This window comes from Methanoculleus caldifontis, assembly GCF_032842345.1.
Classification (GTDB): Archaea; Halobacteriota; Methanomicrobia; order Methanomicrobiales; family Methanoculleaceae; genus Methanoculleus; species Methanoculleus caldifontis.
The window spans coordinates 1070692-1086469 of the sequence record NZ_WBKO01000001.1; the positions used below are offsets into that span (position 1 = coordinate 1070692).

At 65.0% G+C, this 15778-nt stretch carries 16 protein-coding genes; 12 read left to right on the top strand and 4 right to left on the bottom strand.

Annotation, left to right across the window (positions count from 1 at the left end; genetic code table 11):
- Positions 1-211 precede the first annotated feature (211 nt).
- From F8E02_RS05535 to F8E02_RS05585, 11 genes are all read left to right on the top strand, one after another.
- Positions 212-1381 carry a COG1361 S-layer family protein gene (locus F8E02_RS05535; protein ID WP_317064486.1) on the top strand — a complete coding sequence of 390 codons (1170 nt, stop codon included), beginning with the start codon at positions 212-214 and terminating at the stop codon, positions 1379-1381.
- On the top strand, positions 1378-2052 hold the full coding sequence (locus F8E02_RS05540) for an ABC transporter ATP-binding protein (protein WP_317064487.1): 675 nt from the start codon (positions 1378-1380) through the stop codon (positions 2050-2052). Before F8E02_RS05535 ends, F8E02_RS05540 begins: the two co-directional genes overlap by 4 nt.
- On the top strand, positions 2052-3251 hold the full coding sequence (locus F8E02_RS05545) for an ABC transporter permease (protein WP_317064488.1): 1200 nt from the start codon (positions 2052-2054) through the stop codon (positions 3249-3251). The genes F8E02_RS05540 and F8E02_RS05545 overlap by 1 nt, the downstream gene beginning before the upstream one ends.
- Before the next feature lie 15 nt (positions 3252-3266).
- On the top strand, positions 3267-4460 hold the full coding sequence (locus F8E02_RS05550; protein WP_317064490.1) for an ABC transporter permease: 1194 nt from the start codon (positions 3267-3269) through the stop codon (positions 4458-4460).
- A 179-nt stretch (positions 4461-4639) separates the two neighbouring features.
- The gene (locus F8E02_RS05555; RefSeq protein WP_317064491.1) at positions 4640-5818 is read left to right on the top strand and encodes a hypothetical protein; all 1179 of its coding nucleotides are present in this window, start codon (positions 4640-4642) and stop codon (positions 5816-5818) included.
- 54 nt (positions 5819-5872) lie between these two features.
- Positions 5873-6523, top strand: a complete 651-nt coding sequence (locus tag F8E02_RS05560) for a MarC family protein (RefSeq protein WP_317064492.1) — start codon at positions 5873-5875, stop codon at positions 6521-6523.
- 1 nt (position 6524) lies between these two features.
- Positions 6525-7499, top strand: coding sequence for a phosphatase PAP2 family protein (locus F8E02_RS05565; protein ID WP_317064493.1), 975 nt, complete (start codon positions 6525-6527; stop codon positions 7497-7499).
- Between the two features lie 32 nt (positions 7500-7531).
- Positions 7532-8143, top strand: coding sequence for a hypothetical protein (locus tag F8E02_RS05570; protein WP_317064494.1), 612 nt, complete (start codon positions 7532-7534; stop codon positions 8141-8143).
- Positions 8144-8193: 50 nt separating this feature from the next.
- Positions 8194-8652, top strand: coding sequence for an NfeD family protein (locus tag F8E02_RS05575; RefSeq protein WP_317064495.1), 459 nt, complete (start codon positions 8194-8196; stop codon positions 8650-8652).
- Between the two features lies 1 nt (position 8653).
- Positions 8654-9739, top strand: a complete 1086-nt coding sequence (locus F8E02_RS05580; protein ID WP_317064496.1) for an SPFH domain-containing protein — start codon at positions 8654-8656, stop codon at positions 9737-9739.
- A gap of 189 nt (positions 9740-9928) precedes the next feature.
- Positions 9929-11194: an ABC transporter substrate-binding protein gene (locus tag F8E02_RS05585; RefSeq protein ID WP_317064497.1), complete on the top strand. Its 1266-nt coding sequence runs from the start codon at positions 9929-9931 to the stop codon at positions 11192-11194.
- 406 nt (positions 11195-11600) lie between these two features.
- Here F8E02_RS05585 and F8E02_RS05590 read toward each other — a convergent pair whose 3' ends face one another.
- Positions 11601-12932, bottom strand: a complete 1332-nt coding sequence (locus tag F8E02_RS05590) for a site-2 protease family protein (protein ID WP_317064498.1) — start codon at positions 12930-12932, stop codon at positions 11601-11603.
- Between the two features lie 40 nt (positions 12933-12972).
- Positions 12973-13602, bottom strand: coding sequence for a ribonuclease HII (gene rnhB, locus F8E02_RS05595; RefSeq protein ID WP_317064499.1), 630 nt, complete (start codon positions 13600-13602; stop codon positions 12973-12975).
- A 53-nt stretch (positions 13603-13655) separates the two neighbouring features.
- On the opposite strand from rnhB, the gene F8E02_RS05600 reads away from it, so the two are divergent.
- Positions 13656-14321: a potassium channel family protein gene (locus tag F8E02_RS05600; protein WP_317065156.1), complete on the top strand. Its 666-nt coding sequence runs from the start codon at positions 13656-13658 to the stop codon at positions 14319-14321.
- On the opposite strand, the gene F8E02_RS05605 is transcribed toward F8E02_RS05600, so the two are convergent.
- Complete coding sequence (locus F8E02_RS05605) at positions 14313-15509, bottom strand: NAD(P)/FAD-dependent oxidoreductase (protein ID WP_317064500.1); 1197 nt, start codon at positions 15507-15509, stop codon at positions 14313-14315. The genes F8E02_RS05600 and F8E02_RS05605 overlap by 9 nt on opposite strands.
- On the bottom strand, positions 15499-15675 hold the full coding sequence (locus F8E02_RS05610) for a 4Fe-4S binding protein (protein WP_048104707.1): 177 nt from the start codon (positions 15673-15675) through the stop codon (positions 15499-15501). Before F8E02_RS05610 ends, F8E02_RS05605 begins: the two co-directional genes overlap by 11 nt.
- Positions 15676-15778: the final 103 nt, after the last annotated feature.

Sequence of the window (15778 nt, forward strand, 5' to 3'; positions counted from 1 at the left end):
TGCGCCCGGTAGTGCCTGCCCCCGCTCTCGCCCGGACCCCGCGCGGGCCCAGACCGTCGGGAAGGGTCTGGTCCCGTACATGTACGGGAAAATCTTGAACTGCCGGTTCTCCCGTACCGGTTGATATGGAGAGTCTCTGGCGACCGGCTATCCGGGATCCAAACGGCTATGACGGACCGGCAACTATGGGGTGCCGTCAGGAGAGAGTGATATGACGGTCGAAAGTTACCTGCCCGGAGACGGCAGGAGGAGATGCCCGGGCCTGCTGGTCCTGCTCGCCCTGCTATGCGCCCTCGCGCCCGCGGCCTCTGCCGGTCCGGCGGATGTCACCGTGACCACCGTGGCCGTCGACCCGCCGGTCCTGATGCGCGGCGATACCGGGACGCTCACGGTCGTGATCCAGAACAACGGCGCCGAGATCGTCGACGTCAGGAGCGCCCGGCTCTACGGCAACGGGGTCGTGGCCGCGAGCGACCCCTATCCGGCGGTCGGGGAGCTCGGTCCCGGCGTCGTGAAGACGTTCACCTTCACCGTCCGGGCGGACGGCGGGGAGGGGACGTTCTACCCCACGTTCGTCCTTGACTTCCGCGACGGCGGCAGCCTCCGCTACCCGGTCCCTGTCCGGGTCGAGGACACCCCGCTCAGCGCATCGGTGGTCGCGAAGCCCGACGCCTTCGTCGAAGGCCGGACGGCGCACATCACCGTCAGGGTGGGTAACCCGCGCCCGAACGCCGCATCAGGCGTCCAGGTCGTCCCGGCCGGGACGAACTTCACCGTCGTCCCGGCCGGCGGCGCGTTCGTCGGCAGCCTCCCGCCCGACGGCACGGCGACCGTCCTCTTCAACCTGACCCCGGCGGCGGAGACGGACGTCACGTTCCAGGTGGTCTGGCGCAACGGCATCAATACCCATACCGCCGATCTCGTCCTGCCGGTCGTGTTCGGCGAGGACCGGCGCGAGGCCGACCTGATCATCACCAATATCGAGGTCGTGCCCGCCGCCGGGGACGGCTACCGGATCGCGGGCGACGTCATGAACGCCGGGCTCCGTCCCGCGCGGTCGGTCCTCGTCAGCCCCGGTCCCCCGGCGACACCCATCGACCCCTTCCGCGTCTATGTCGTCGGGACGCTCGACCCCGACGACATCTCCACGTTCGAGGTGACGTTCCGGGCAGATAGCGGCACGAACGAGGTCCCGGTCGTCGTCGAGTACCGGGACGACGACGGCAACCGCTATACGACGTCGATCCCCGTCTCGCTCGTGAACCGGACCGCGGAGGACGGCGGTGCCGCGGGAGTGCCTGTCGCCGCCGCCGTCGCCGTAGTCCTTGCGCTCCTCGCCGCTGCGGCGGCGATCTGGTATTACCGGAGAAGGCGGCGATGAGCGGCGAGCCCATCATCCGGTTCGAGGACGTCAGCAAGATCTACCGCCTCCCGGCCGGCGATCTCACGGCGCTCGACCACGTCTCCCTCACCGTGGAGCCCGGCGAGTTCATCGCCGTGATGGGACCGTCGGGATCCGGGAAATCGACGCTCTTAAACATGATGGGCTGCCTCGACGTCCCGACCACGGGGAGGATCTACCTTGCCGGCCAGGACATCTCCGGGCTCGGCGACGACGACCTCACCCGGCTCCGGCGGGACCGGATCGGATTCGTCTTCCAGCAGTTCAACCTCATCCCGCTTCTCTCGGCGGTCGAGAACGTCGAGTTCCCGATCGTCCTCACCACCGGCCGGGCCGAGAGCCGTCGTCGGGCCGAGGAGGTCCTCGCGGCCGTGGATCTCTCCGCATCGCACTTCACCCACAAGCCCGGCGAGCTCTCGGGCGGCCAGCAGCAGCGGGTGGCGATCGCCCGGGCGCTCGTCAACGACCCCGACCTCCTCCTCTGCGACGAACCGACCGGGAACCTGGACTCGAAGACCGGGACCGCGATCATGGACCTCCTCGCGGAGGAGAACCGGGAGGGCAAGACGATCGTCATGGTCACCCACGACCCGCGGGTCGCGGAATACGCCCGCCGCACGATCCGGATCGTCGACGGGAGGATCGCGTGATGCTTTTTTCGTTCGCGGCAAGGAACCTGCGGCGGCACTGGATCCGCTCGTCGCTCTCGATCATCGGGATCATCATCGGCGTCGTCGCGATCGCCTCCCTCGGCATCATGGGCAACAGCATCAACCTCCTCGTCGCGAACGTCATCACGGACGTCGGGGACACCGTCGTGATCACGCCCCATACCGCGATCGGCGGGACCTTCGCAGGAGACCCGCGGACGGCGGTGGACGCCGCCATCCCCGCCCGCGAGGTCGAGGAGATCCGGCGGGCGGCAAACCCGCACAGGACGATCCCGGTGCTCCAGGGGGCCGACGAGGTGGAGTTCGGCCGCGGCGAGAGCGGGTACGCCCAGATCATCGGGCTTGCGTCGGAGGATATCCCCTTCCTCCTCGACCTCGCAGAGGGGCAGTATCCCCGGCAGAACCAGCCCGGAGCGCTCGTCGGGACCCACCTCGCCCGGGAGTACGGTATAAGCCCCGGCTCGAGGATCGCGATCGGGGGCGAGAACGTCCGGGTTGCCGGCGTCCTCGCGGAGCGCGGGTTTGCCGCCGATATAAACCCGGATTACGCGGTTGTCGTGCCCGACGGCTGGTACGAGAACCATTTCGGGGCAGGGCGCGGCTACTCGATGGTCATCGTCAGGGTCGGCGACGTGAACCAGATCGACGCCGTGAAGGAGGCGGTGGAGAGCCGGCTCAACCGGCGCGACGAGGTGGTGGACATCTTCGACTCCCGCGAGATGCTCCGGCAGTACGAGGAGATCTACCAGCAGATCACGGTCTTCCTCGTCGGGATCGGGGGTATATCCCTCCTCATCGCCGCCGTCAACATCTTAAACGTCATGTACATCTCGGTCGCCGAACGGATCCGGGAGATCGGGGTCATGCGGAGCATCGGCATCCTCCGGCAGGATATCCTCCGGATGTTCCTCTATGAAGCGCTGATCCTCGGCCTCGTCGGGAGCCTCGTCGGGGGGATCATGAGCGCAGCCGCCGGCTACCTGATCAGCGTCGCCGCGGTCGAGGTCTTCACGGCCGGGACGACCTTCGGCGAGAACTTCACGGTCCTCGACCTCAGCGCGGCGGGGTACATCGTCTTCGGGATGGCGTTCGGTATCGGGACAAGCATCGCCGCCGGGTTCTACCCGGCGTGGAGAGCCTCGCAGCTCTCCCCGATCGAGGCGATGCGGCAGAAGTGAGGGGTAGGTCGGAGTATGCTGTTCCTGAGCCTCGCGTTGCGCAACCTCCGGCGGCACCGGGTTCGCTCGGTCCTCGCAACGGTCGGAATCATCATCGGCGTCGTCGCGATCGCCTCCCTCGGCATCGTGGGGGCCAGCCTCTCGGCGCTTGTCGGGGGGATGGTCGCCGACGTGAGCGACACCGTCCTCGTCACCCCGCACCTCGCGATATCGAGCGGCGACCCCTTCGACCCCCGGAACACCCTTGCGGCACGCATCTCCGACGAGACCGTGAGACTGGTGGAGAGGGCCGCCGGGCAGCACCGGGTCATTCCCATGATCCTCGCCTCGGATCGGGTCCGGATCCGGGATACGGAGGGCTATGTCACGGTCTACGCCCTGCAGTCAGACGACATCCCCTTCCTGATCGAGCGGGAGGCGGGCCTCTACCCGCAGGCACGGTCGCCGGGAGTGATGGTGGGCGCGCTCCTCGCCGAAGAGTTCGACCTGCACCCTGGCAGCCGTATCGAGGTCGGCGGGGAGAGCGTCCGCGTCGCGGGGGTCGCGGCGGAGCGGGGGATGGGGATCGACATCAACCCCGATTACGCCCTCATCGTCACGGAGGAGTGGTATGCGGCGCGGCACGGCTCTCAGGAATACAGCCGGGTCGTCGTGAAGGTCGGCGATCTCGCGGCGATCGAGGGGGTGAAGGACGCTATCGACCAGCAGGTCAACCGCAGGAGGGACGTCGTGGACGTCTTAGATTCGCGTGAGATCCTGGAGCTCTACTATGAGACCTTCGACGCCATCAACATCTTCCTCCTCGGTATAGGGGCAGTCTCCCTCTTCGTGGCGAGCGTGAGCATCTTAAACGTCATGATCATCTCGGTCACGGAGCGGACGGCGGAGATCGGCCTGATGCGGAGTATCGGGGTGACGAGGCGCCAGGTTCTCCTCATGTTCCTCTACGAAAGCCTGATCCTCGGCGTCGCGGGGAGCCTCGTCGGCGGGATCATCAGCGTGGCCGTCGGCTATTACGTCAGCGCCTCCGTAGCCGAATTCTTCACGGACTTCGCCGTATCGGGGAGCGCCGGCATGCTCGGTCCCGCGGTGGCCGGGTACGTCGCCTTCGGAATGGCGTTCGGGGTGGCGGCGAGCATCGTCGCCGGGCTTTACCCCGCGTGGAGCGCCGCGCAGAAGAACCCGATCGAGGCGCTCCGTTACGAGTGATCGCCGGAGACTCCACTCCCCCTGCCCCCCCTTCCGGTGGGGGTGCATGCGTAATTTCATAGCAGAGGAGACCGGAAACTCTATGAGCACTCATTGGATGATAGACTCTCCTGTCAGAGAGTGCTCTGACCTCCATCCGGTCCTCAATACGATAACAATACCCAAGTTGCGTGGAACGAATGTTACAGATGATTACGTGGCTCGACAAGAACTTCAACTCGCTCCAGCCTACGCGAGCGACCATCATGAGAGCGCTGCGCCACCTGCGCCCCGCCGACCGAAAAAAGCTCTTCTCCGAGGATATTCCCGAGATGCGGACCGCCGAAGGGCGGTGGTTTGAGGCGATCGTCTACGAGATGATCCTGGATCTCTCGCTGCAGACCGACCTCATCCTCTCCGTCGTGGCCCGCGGGGCCGACGGTCCCGCGAAGGTCCGGCGCGCGCAGCTCGGTCAGAACGGGCTCTTCTACTCGAACATCGGCGACATCAAGGTCAGGGGAAACGGCCAGGATCTCGCCGAGGTCGATATGATGCTCGTCGATCATACCGGCGCGCTGACGTTCGGGGAGATCATCACCTCCCCTGCCGACCTAAAAGAGTTCGAGGCGGAGATCCGCTACAAGAAACAGCTCCTCGGCTACCTCTACGGGCAACCGACCGTCCCGTTCCTCCTCATCTCCTCGGTCGACATCTCCCGGACGGCCGTCGTCCGCCGCCTCCTCCGCGAGCCCGACAACGTCCTCCTCACCACCCCCACGTGCGAGGACTTAAAGGCCCTGATCCGGCCGAGGGACCTGAAGCAGAGCTCCACCCGCAGGATCAAGCACGAGAAACTGGTCTCGATCGCCGATATACCCCCCCGGCGGCCGTTCGACTACAAGCAGCTCCACGACGAGCGGATGCAGAGCATCATCGCCGCCGTCACGACCGATCGCGGTGTCGGGGAACTCGGCACCCCGGACGAGATTCCCCCGATCGTAAAAAAGGTCCTCTTCGGCGGGCTCTACCCCTCGGCCGTCCGGATGCTCGATGCCCGTTATCCCATCCGCGTCAAGGGCAAGACCTACGACCCGGACACGATCCAGAAGCAGTTCTCGAAGGTGATCCTCGCCGTGAACATCCCGGAGTACCGGCCGATCCTCTACCTGCGGACGAGAGACAAGAAGGAGTACCTCAAGATGGTGCCGAGCAAGGCGGACGGATTCAAGTTCGAGAGCAGGCGGACCCCCCACATGGCCGGGTTCTTCCTCTGGCTCGAATCCGTCAAACCGTCGCTTGGGGCCGAACTGACGCGGGCGCTCCTCGACGCGTTCCCCGCGGTCCACGGTCCCGAAGCGGCCGCGGCACCGGAACCGTAAGTTACCTATGCGTCCGGATAAATGATACTCCATGATCTGGGGTGACCGGTTAAGATGGATCTGATCGCCGAGGTAGCCGGGTTTGTAGGGTTCAGTCTGGTCGCGATCGCCTCGATCACCGCGGTGATGAACCCGGCCTCTACGACCGCCGTCTACACGGCGCTCACGGACGGGATGAGCAAGAGCGATCGCCGGGATATCATCCATACGTCGATGAAGATAGCCTTCATCGTGCTCGCCTTCTTCGCTCTCACCGGGCAGTTGATCTTCTCGATCTTCAACATCACCGTCCCGGCGTTTCAGATCGCCGGCGGCATCCTCCTTATCAGTGTGGCGACCGGGATGCTCAGCGCAAGACGCGAGGCGTATCCGACCGAGAGTCTCGAGAACATCGCCATCGTCCCGCTGGCCTTCCCGCTCTCGTGCGGTCCGGGGACGATCACGACGGTGATCCTGCTCGCATCGGGCCCGGAGGGTCTCGTGGGCCTCGTCGCCGTATTTGCGGGGATCATCGTGGCGCTCGCCATCTCCTATGTGGGGATGCTGTATGGCCCCCGGATCTTCGCCCTCATCGGAGAGGCCGGGCTCCGGGTCGTCCCGAGACTGATGGCGATCATCGTCCTCGCCATCGCTATCCAGTTCATCATCAACGGCGTTGCTGCGGCGATGCCCCAGCTGCTGGCAAACTTCGCTCCCGCAGGCTAATATGGCCGATCTCCAGATCGCGTTCATCCAGGAAGTCCAGGGCGGGGCGGCGTGGCTCGAGGGGCCCGCCCGGCTCTTCTCGCTCCTCGGACTGCCGGCGCTCTACCTCCTCGTCATCGCGTACTTCTACTGGTGCCGGGACCCGCGCCTCGGCCTCCGCCTGGCCCTCCTCATGGGGATATCGGGCGGGATAAACGAGGCGTTCAAGGTTGCGTTCCACCTCCCCCGCCCCTACTGGGTCTGCCCGGAGGTCCGGGCGCTCGAGAGTTACCCCTCGTTCGGCCTGCCCTCCGCTCACGCCCAGGGAGCGGCGTCGTTCTGGGGACTTCTGGCCGTCGAGGCCCGGGCGAGGTGGTTCCTGGTCCTCGCGGCCGCGATGATCTTCTGTATCGGAGGGTCGCGTGTCGTCCTCGGCGTCCACTACCCTCTCGACGTCGTCGCGGGCTGGGGGTTCGGCCTCCTCGTCCTCGCCGGGTTCCTCGCCCTCGAGAAGCCGGTGGGCCGCCGGGTCGCCGCTCTTCCGCTATCTGGGCAGGTGCTCGCCGCGTTCGCGGGCTCCCTTGTCCTGGCACTGGCCTCGTTTGCCGCCCTCGCGTCCCTCGGCGACTGGGAGGTCCCTGCGTCCTGGGCCGCGGGAGCGCTCGATCGGTCCGGGGAGGCGATCCACCCGCTCGCCCTCCTTGACGCCGTGACGGCGTCCGGGCTCTTCTTCGGGTTCGCTGCCGGTGCGGCGGCGGAGCACCGCCGGGGGAGCATCTGCGCCGCGACCGGAGGATCCGTCCGCCTGCTCCGCTACACCTTCGGGATCGCCGTGGCGGGAGCGATCTGGTTCGGGCTCGGCCTCTTCGTCCCGCCCGAACCCCTCTCTGCCGCCTACGTCCTTCAATACCTCCGGGCCGCAACCGCCGGTGCCTGGGTCTCGTTCGGCGCCCCGGCAGCCTTTGCCCACTCAGACGTGTTCCGGGACAGAGCGTAAGGGTATATATCTCCGGCAGGCGAGGATCCTGTATGGATTCGACGGACGGGGGTCTCACGGTGCTCGAGGCGGTGATCCTCGGCGTCGTGGCGCTCCTGCTTGCGGCAGTCGCGATCCACGCCGCTGCCGGTCCCGCCGCCGCTCCGGGGGGCCTCATCCCTCTCGTACTCGGCGAGACCGGGGACTGCCTCGTCCTCGACGGCAACGTCTACGGCTACGCGCTCGCGGACGGGAGCATCGGGGGCGCCGATCTCCGGTGCGACCGGCCCGACCCGTCAGCGATGGGCTCGCTCGCCTGCAGCGTCCGTCTCTTCATCGGCGATATGGGGAGCATCGATATGGGCCGGGCGACGGTCGAGGTTGCAACCCGCGAACGGGTCGAGCGCCTCGGAATGACCACGGAGATGCCGGTGCTGCCGGGGAACTGGACTATCGTCCGGAAGGGGCATACCGTCCCGTTCCAAGAGGCGGACGACGATCTCCTCCTCGAGCCGGGGGAGCGGTTCGACCTGCTCGTCTACCCCTCCCGTCCGCTTGCCCGCGGCGAGGCGTTCCGCCTCTGCATCACCCCGCCCGGCAGCGTCCCCCTTGTGGTCGAGCGGACCGTCCCGCCACGGATCACGCCCGTGGTGGACCTCGGCTGAATTTGCGTCCTTTCAGCAGGCTTTTATAGCCGGATGCCGACTCACTCCCCATGCTTGCAGAGGGGATTGCCCTCGGCTGGATACTGATCGTGGTCGGGGCGGTGCTGCTCTTAGTCGAGGTCTACGAACCCGGGTTCTTCATCGCCGTCCCCGCGACGGTCCTGATCATCCTCGGGATCCTCCTCCTCCTCGGCGTCGATATCCTCAGTTCTCCTGCCGGCCTCATCGTCGGGGTCGTCGCGGCACTCGGAGCGGCATTGATCACGGTCTGGTTCTACGGCCGCCTGACGCCCGGAGCGGAGCCACCGAGGACGCTCTCGCGGGATTCGCTCGTCGGCCTCGAGGGGACGGTCGTCGTGCCGGTCGATCCGGAGACGCTCAAAGGGAAGGTGCGGCTCATGAGCACGGAGTGGAGCGCCCGATCCGAGTCCGGGGAGATCCCGGCAGGGAAAAGGGTTATCGTCGTCCGTTCCGAGGGAGTGCATGTTGTTGTAAAGGAGGTTGTGTAGTATGCTATTTACCCTGGATATCCCGTGGACCGGCCTGATAACGATCTTTCTCATCCTCGTCATCGTCATCATCTTCGCCCGGGGCGTTGTCATTGTGCAGCCCTACGAGCAGGGGCTCCAGATCCGGCTGGGGCGCTATGTCGGGAGGCTGAACCCCGGCTTCCGGTGGGTGGTCCCTCTGATCACGGTGGTCAAGAAACTCGATCTCCGGACGGAGGTGATGGACGTCCCGAAGCAGGAGGTGATCACGAAGGACAACTCCCCGACGAACGTAGACGCGATCGTCTACGTCCGGGTGATGGATCCCGAGAAGGCCTTCTTTGAGGTGATGAACTACCGGTCGGCGACGGTGGCGCTCGCCCAGACGAGCCTGCGAGGGATCATCGGCGATATGGAACTCGACGAGGTCCTTTACAACCGGGACGTCATCAACGCCCGCCTCCGCGATATCCTGGACCGGGAGACCGACGCCTGGGGCGTGAAGGTCGAGCGGGTGGAGATCAAGGAGGTCGACCCGGTGGGCGCGGTCAAGCAGGCGATGACCGAGCAGACCGCGGCCGAGCGGGAGCGGCGTGCCGCGATCCTCCGGGCCGACGGTGAGAAGCGGGCGGCGATCCTCCGGTCGGAGGGTAACCGCCAGAGCATCATCCTGGAGGCCGAGGGCGAGCGGCAGAGCAAGATCCTGCGGGCCGAGGGCGAGCGGATGTCGCGGATCCTCCAGGCCCAGGGTGAGGCGCAGGGGCTGCGCATCCTCTCGGTCGGCGCCCGGCCGCTCGATAAGCGGGCGATCACGGTTCTCTCGCTCGACGCCTTGAAGAAGATGGCCGAGGGCCAGGCGACGAAGATCATCTTCCCGTTCGAGCTCTCAAGCGTCGTCAAACAGGCCGCCGAGTACCTCGGCGCCACGGCCGAGAGCCCGGAGGTTCCCGAAGGCGTCGAACTGCCTCCCGAGGATATCCTCGGCGATATCCCGGGCCGGGAGGCGGTTCAGAGCGCGGAGGAGGCGGTAAAGAGCATCGAGACCGACGTCGACGTGGAGATGCAGATGAAGTCGCGGGATCTGATCGGGAAGGAAGGAGGAGATTGAGCCTCCTCCCGGACCTGTCCCGCTTTTTTGTCGGTTGAGGGCCGCCCTGCCGTATTTGTGGCCTCTTTAACTCCAGGATGCTTTAGATCCGCTAATCGGACCCCTTTATGGCTCGTTCCGGCTATTGCGTGCTGTTCCTTCCCGTGATAAAGCAAAACGGTTATTCCCTCTCCTGAATAGTAAATTCTTATGAGATCAGTCTCATCAGCATTCATACTCATCATCCTTGCAGCGATCGTCTTTGCCTGCGGGTGCACAGGTACGCAGACTTCCCCCGCACAGCAGGGCGAAGCGGTTCAGGAGATCGTCGTAGGCGCCCTTCTGCCGCTTTCCGGCGGCTTTGCCGAGGGTGGAGAGGCGAGCCGGGTCGCCCTCGAGACGGCCGCAGGAGACATCAACGACCACTTCACCGCGTTCGGGTCGGACTACCGTGTCGGGGTGATCATCGAGGACACGAAGACCGATCCCGCAGTCGCTCTCGAAAAACTGCAGGCGCTCGATAAGCAGGGTGTCAGGATCGTCATCGGGCCCGGCACCAGTGTCGAACTGAACGCAACCCGGACCTACGCCGACGAGCATGGGATCATCCTGATCAGCACCATGAGTACGGCGCCGTCCCTCGCGATTGCGGGTGACAACGTCTACCGGTTCGTGCCGCCGGACACCTACCAGGCCGATGCGACGGCATACTGCCTGAAAGAGGAGGGGATAACGGCAATCGTGCCGATCTCGCGCGGCGACATCTGGGGCGACGAGCTGGAGAAACTTGTTGCGGCGTCGTTTGCGAAGGGCAACGGGACAGTCCTCGACGGAGTCCGGTATGTGCCGGGCGAGAAGGATTATGCCGGTGCTGTGACGGACCTCGATCTGCAGGTCGGCAGGGCTATCGCGGCGCACGGGAAGGGCAAGGTCGGGGTCTACCTGATCAGCCTCGACGAGGCTGCGGCGATCATGGAGGCGGCCGCAGAGACGAAGAACCTCACGGAGGTCCGGTGGTACGGGTGCGACGGCAACGTCCTCCTCGATACTCTCGTGACGGGGGATGCCGGCCGGTTCGCGGCGCAGACGAAGTTCACCGGCCCGGAGTTCGGACAATATGAACGTGCCGTGGCGAATGCTGCTACCGTCCAGAAGATCCAGAATGCCCTTGGACGGCAGCCCGATGGCTATAGTCTGGCCTCCTACGACGCCCTCTGGACCGTAGCCATGACTCGGACGCAGACCGACACCACGGACGTCTCGAAGTTGAAGATCGCCCTCGAATGGGCCGCAGCGGGGGCCGGGGGCCCCCTGTGCGGGCGGGTGCAGCTGGACGGCGCCGGTGACCTGGCGACCGCGCACTACACATTCTGGTCGGTAGAGGGCGGTGGTGAAGCCTACCGGTGGGTGCCGGTTGTCCAGTACGATATCTGGTCCGTCCGTGCTCCCCCTGAAATTGAACGCATCGATGCCTGAATACCCGGGTACTCCCCCGACCCCTTTTTGAAAAGAGATATTTCCGGAGGATCTCTCCGCAGGTTTCAAGTCGGTTCTTCTTCCTGATCCTGCAGGTCTGGGGCTTGAAGGGTGCATGGCGGACTCCCGGCTGACCCCTCGTTATCATCTACAACTGCTACCCCGCGAAGCGCGAGCGTAAGCGAGCTTGAATTCCGCAGGTGCGAGGCACGAAGAGAGGTGTCAACGTCTTCTGTACCGCACTTCGCGTTCTTCGCGGCTTTGCGCGAGTTAATTTTGGGAGGATGATACGGCCTCACGCGAAATGCGATGGACGGAACGTCCGGAGCATGAGCACCGAAGGCGCAAAAAAGGGGCTATTGCACCCCGGGGGGTGCAGGTTCCGGCCCGGAGCTCAGGCTGGGTTTCACCCGATCGTCATCACGAACCGGAGCGCCGCGACGATCATCGGCATCGTGATGAGGAGGATCAGCATCACCGTCACGAACCCGCTGATCGAGGCGGCAACCCGCTGCGCATACCGCGACAGGCCCAGGCGGTCGAAGACACGCTCAACTCCTTCTCGCATCATGTAGCCGCCGTCGAGCGGGACGATCGGGATGGCGTTGAACATCCCGACCAGCAGGTTGAACCACCCGGTCCAGAAGATGAGGTGGACCGTGCCCCAGAAGAAGGGGAACGGCTCCTCCCAGGCGACCTGCTCGGGCGTGTCGGCGAGGAGGATCGCGAGCTGCTGGGTGTTGCCCTGGATGAAGGCGTCGATCGGGGCTATCGTCAGGTAGAGCGGCGCGAGCAGACCGAGGTTCGCGACGTTCCCGATATGCTCCTTCACGGCCGGGGCGTTGTAGTAGTAGACCCCCATGAACCCGGAGTCCCGGTCGCCGCCGAGCGCCTCCGGCCACTCGGAGAGCGTGAGGGTGTAGGTGCTCTCGACGCCGTCTTTTGTGGCTGTCAGCGTGACCGTCTCGCCCGGCCGCGTCCCCTCCATCGCCGCCGAGACCTCTTCCTGGCTCGTCACGGGAACGCCGTTCACGCCCGTGATGATCGAGTAGCCGGGGATGCCTGCATCGGCAGCCGGGTAGTCCTTGTAGACCCCCTGGACGAGCGGGACGGAGAGGGGCGTCGCCATCCCGACGAGGAGGAACATCACCACGAAGCAGGCGAGGCCGATGACGATGTTGTTCGTGATTCCGGCGCCGAACATCCGGATCTTCGGCATCCCCTTCGCCGCTTCGACATCGGCCTCTTCCGGTTCGACGAACGCCCCTATCGGGATGACGGCGATAAGAAGGCCCATGCTCCGCACCCGCATATCCTCGACCCGTGCGAGGATCGCGTGACCGAACTCGTGGATGACGATCGTGAGCACGAGGCCGATGATGACGGCCGCGGTGACCGGGATCGCCTGGTTGACTCCGGGTATCGCGAGGATGTTCCGGGGGTCGTAGATCCCGGTCGGCTCCGGGGTATGCACCAGCAGCTGGGGGACCGCGAGGACGAGAGCAAGCGTCATGAAGGCCGAGACCAGCACCACCATGACGACGCCGAGCGTCGCGTAGATCCTGAGCAGAGGTGTGAATTTCCTGAACCAGTCAAAGAAGCCGACCCGGTCGGTCTTGATCCCCATGATGGGACCAAAAAACATAATGTGATCGCGAAACAGCCCCCGGTCGCGGATATAATAGGCTATCAGGAGATATGCCGCGACGAGAAGGAGGAGGATCTGGAGCCAGCTCATCACTCAGGGTTGGCGCGCGGGAGGCATAAATGCTTCCGGGTTATGAAAAATCCCGTATCGTCGTCTGGGAAAGGTTCGTCACCGTCTTCCAGCTCCGGCGGGCGCAGGGGGGCGGGCTCCCGTACTCGCGGATGTAGGACCGGAGGAACTCGATCGTGACCGGGTCGGAGGGGTAACCGCTCCCGATCTTCCCATACTGCTGGCTGAGTTCCCAAATCGCCCGGTCGCGGGTGACCTTGGCGACGATGCTTGCCGCGCCGACGATCTTGTGGCGGGCGTCCGCGCGGTGCTCGGCGACGATATCGCAGGGGAAGTCGAGATGTCCTGCGACCGTCCGGCCGTAGCGTTCCGCGTTGACGTCGCAGGCATCGAGGTAGGCCTGCTCGGGGCGGAGCCCCATGAGCGCCTCGGCGTGGAGTTCGGCCACGCACTCGTTCATGCTCATCCGGGTCCGGCAATCGTCGATTCCGGCGGCGTCGATGGTGACGACGGCTATCGAGAACTCCTTGAAGAGGACCCCGTAGATCTCCTCGCGCTGCTTCGGCCGGAGGACCTTCGAGTCCTTGATGGGGAGGGCCGCAAGGTCCTCAACCGCCCGGCACCCGACGGCGGCAACCACCATCGGACCGAGGACCGAGCCCTTCCCCGCTTCGTCCACCCCGCAGATCACATTTTCTGGTTGATTCGCAAGGTATTTCAATGCCGACGATTGAATCCAGATGGATGTACACCATCATCGTCGGCCTTGGCGGAATCGGCCGGAACCTGACTGCGATCGCCGTAAATGCCGGAGACTCCGTGGTGGTGATCGACCAGGACGAAGAGCGCGCAAGCGACATCTTAGAGCACTACGACGTCCTCGCCATCACCGGGAACGCGACTGACAAATCGGTTCTTGAGGATGCGGGGATCGACCGGGCGGACGCCCTGGTCGCCACCACGAGCGACGACGCCGTGAACCTGATGACCTGCTGGCTCGCGAAGCGCTACGACGTCGGCAACGTCGTCTCGATCGTCAACCAGAAGGAGCACTCGGACCTCTTCAACGAGGTCGGGGTGAGGATCAGCGAGAACCCTGACGAACTGGTGGCGACCCGGCTCTACTACTGGGCAAAGAGCCCGAATCTCCAGCAGGTCGCCTCGATCCCCGGCGGCACCATCTTCGAGATCGTCGCTGAGGAGGGTGCGCCCATCATCGACCACGAGATCCGCGACCTCGACGTCCGTGACTTCGTCTTCATCGCCATCCGGCGTGCGGGCGGCGACCTCATCATCCCGAGCGGCACCGTCCGTATCCGGCCCGGTGACGTCATCACGGTCTTCACAAAAAAAGAGGCTGAGACGGAGACCTTAAAGACGCTCAACAAGCAGCTGATCCGCTCAGGCTAGCGTGTCCCTGAGCGCTTTGAGCTCAAGGAGCATCTTCGGGTTCCGCTTGATCAGTTCTTTGATGAGTGCCGCGACCGAGAACTCACTGAAACTGATGCTTGCGATCGAGTCTGCGAGGGTGTTGAGTTTCTTATCGTCGAGCGTGATGAAGTACTCTTTGACCTTGTAGTTCCGCTCGATCGTCGCACCCATCTTTGATGCACGCCACTCCGTGTCGTAGGGCATCATGGCCTCCTTCGAGCAGTTGCCCGCCTCGATGCACTTCGAGGCCACCCGGGCGGCGAGCCGTCCGGTATACAGGGCGTTGCCGATCCCGCCGCCGGTGATGGGGTCGACGACCCTGGCCGCGTCGCCGGCGACGAGAAGGCCGTCAGCGACCGTACAGGGGAGCGGCCGGCAGACAGGAACCCCGCCCGCGATCAGCTCGATCGTCTTCCCGTTCGGGAAGTTCTTTGCGACGAACTTATCCAGGTAGTCCTTTGCCCGGGCACCGTCGCGGCTCTTTCTCCCGGTGATGCCGATCCCGACGTTCGCCGTCCGGTCGCCCTTCGGGAAGACCCAGAGGTAGCCTTCGGGCGCGATCTCGTTACCCAGGTAGAAGTCCGTCGAGCCCGCGTTGATATCGATATCGGTCATCACATACTGGGCGCAGCTCATCATCTCCCGGAGGGGGACGGTGGTGTCGAGCCCGGCCCACCGGGCGAACTGCGCTTCCGTGCCGTCGGCGGCGATGACCACCTCGGCCCGGATCTCTGCCGGATTCCCGCACGAGAGGATCTTCGCGCCTTTGACCGCTCCGTTCTCCATGATCGGCGCGGTCGCCCGGGTCTTGACGATCACGTCCGCCCCGGCCTCGGCGGCCTGCCAGACAAGTTCCCGGTCAAAGACCTTCCGGTCGAGGACGTAACCGACCTCGTTTCCGGCCCGGGCCTGATCGAGTTTGATGGCGGTGCCGTTCGGAGCGATGATCCTGGCACTCTCGATATCGGCGGATATCCAGCAGGGGTCGGGCTTGATGAATTCCTTCAAGAGTTCTTTGCCGATCCCTTCCGCGCACCGGACAGGCGTGCCGATGGCGGGACGCTTCTCGACGAGGCAGACCGAGTTCCCTGCCTCGGCCGCCGTCTTCGCTGCAAGGGCGCCGGCGGGGCCGCCCCCGATGACGAGGATATCGTAGTTACTCTTCATGGACGACCTCCAGTGCCCCGAGCGGGCAGGCCCGTGCGCAGATGCCGCAGGCGATGCACTCCCGCTCAAGGCTGAGGTAGGCGTCGATCAGCTCGAGCGCGTCCTCGGGGCAGACTGCGACGCAGGTGCCGCAGTATCCGCACTTGTCTCGGTTTATCCTGAGCATTGTACTCATGTTGTTGTTGTCATCGCAAAAACCTTTATGTTCCCGTTCTCCGCGATATCCGTCTCTTCCTGTCCCGGGGGGAGGGGGAGCGCCCCACTGGTCT

Coding starts and splice junctions, on each gene's coding strand:
- F8E02_RS05535 (WP_317064486.1), top strand. CDS start 212: ATGACGGTCGAAAGTTACCTGCCCGGAGACGGCAGGAGGAGATGCCCG.
- F8E02_RS05540 (WP_317064487.1), top strand. CDS start 1,378: ATGAGCGGCGAGCCCATCATCCGGTTCGAGGACGTCAGCAAGATCTAC.
- F8E02_RS05545 (WP_317064488.1), top strand. CDS start 2,052: ATGCTTTTTTCGTTCGCGGCAAGGAACCTGCGGCGGCACTGGATCCGC.
- F8E02_RS05550 (WP_317064490.1), top strand. CDS start 3,267: ATGCTGTTCCTGAGCCTCGCGTTGCGCAACCTCCGGCGGCACCGGGTT.
- F8E02_RS05555 (WP_317064491.1), top strand. CDS start 4,640: ATGTTACAGATGATTACGTGGCTCGACAAGAACTTCAACTCGCTCCAG.
- F8E02_RS05560 (WP_317064492.1), top strand. CDS start 5,873: ATGGATCTGATCGCCGAGGTAGCCGGGTTTGTAGGGTTCAGTCTGGTC.
- F8E02_RS05565 (WP_317064493.1), top strand. CDS start 6,525: ATGGCCGATCTCCAGATCGCGTTCATCCAGGAAGTCCAGGGCGGGGCG.
- F8E02_RS05570 (WP_317064494.1), top strand. CDS start 7,532: ATGGATTCGACGGACGGGGGTCTCACGGTGCTCGAGGCGGTGATCCTC.
- F8E02_RS05575 (WP_317064495.1), top strand. CDS start 8,194: ATGCTTGCAGAGGGGATTGCCCTCGGCTGGATACTGATCGTGGTCGGG.
- F8E02_RS05580 (WP_317064496.1), top strand. CDS start 8,654: ATGCTATTTACCCTGGATATCCCGTGGACCGGCCTGATAACGATCTTT.
- F8E02_RS05585 (WP_317064497.1), top strand. CDS start 9,929: ATGAGATCAGTCTCATCAGCATTCATACTCATCATCCTTGCAGCGATC.
- F8E02_RS05590 (WP_317064498.1), bottom strand. CDS start 12,932: ATGAGCTGGCTCCAGATCCTCCTCCTTCTCGTCGCGGCATATCTCCTG.
- F8E02_RS05600 (WP_317065156.1), top strand. CDS start 13,656: ATGTACACCATCATCGTCGGCCTTGGCGGAATCGGCCGGAACCTGACT.
- F8E02_RS05605 (WP_317064500.1), bottom strand. CDS start 15,509: ATGAAGAGTAACTACGATATCCTCGTCATCGGGGGCGGCCCCGCCGGC.
- F8E02_RS05610 (WP_048104707.1), bottom strand. CDS start 15,675: ATGCTCAGGATAAACCGAGACAAGTGCGGATACTGCGGCACCTGCGTC.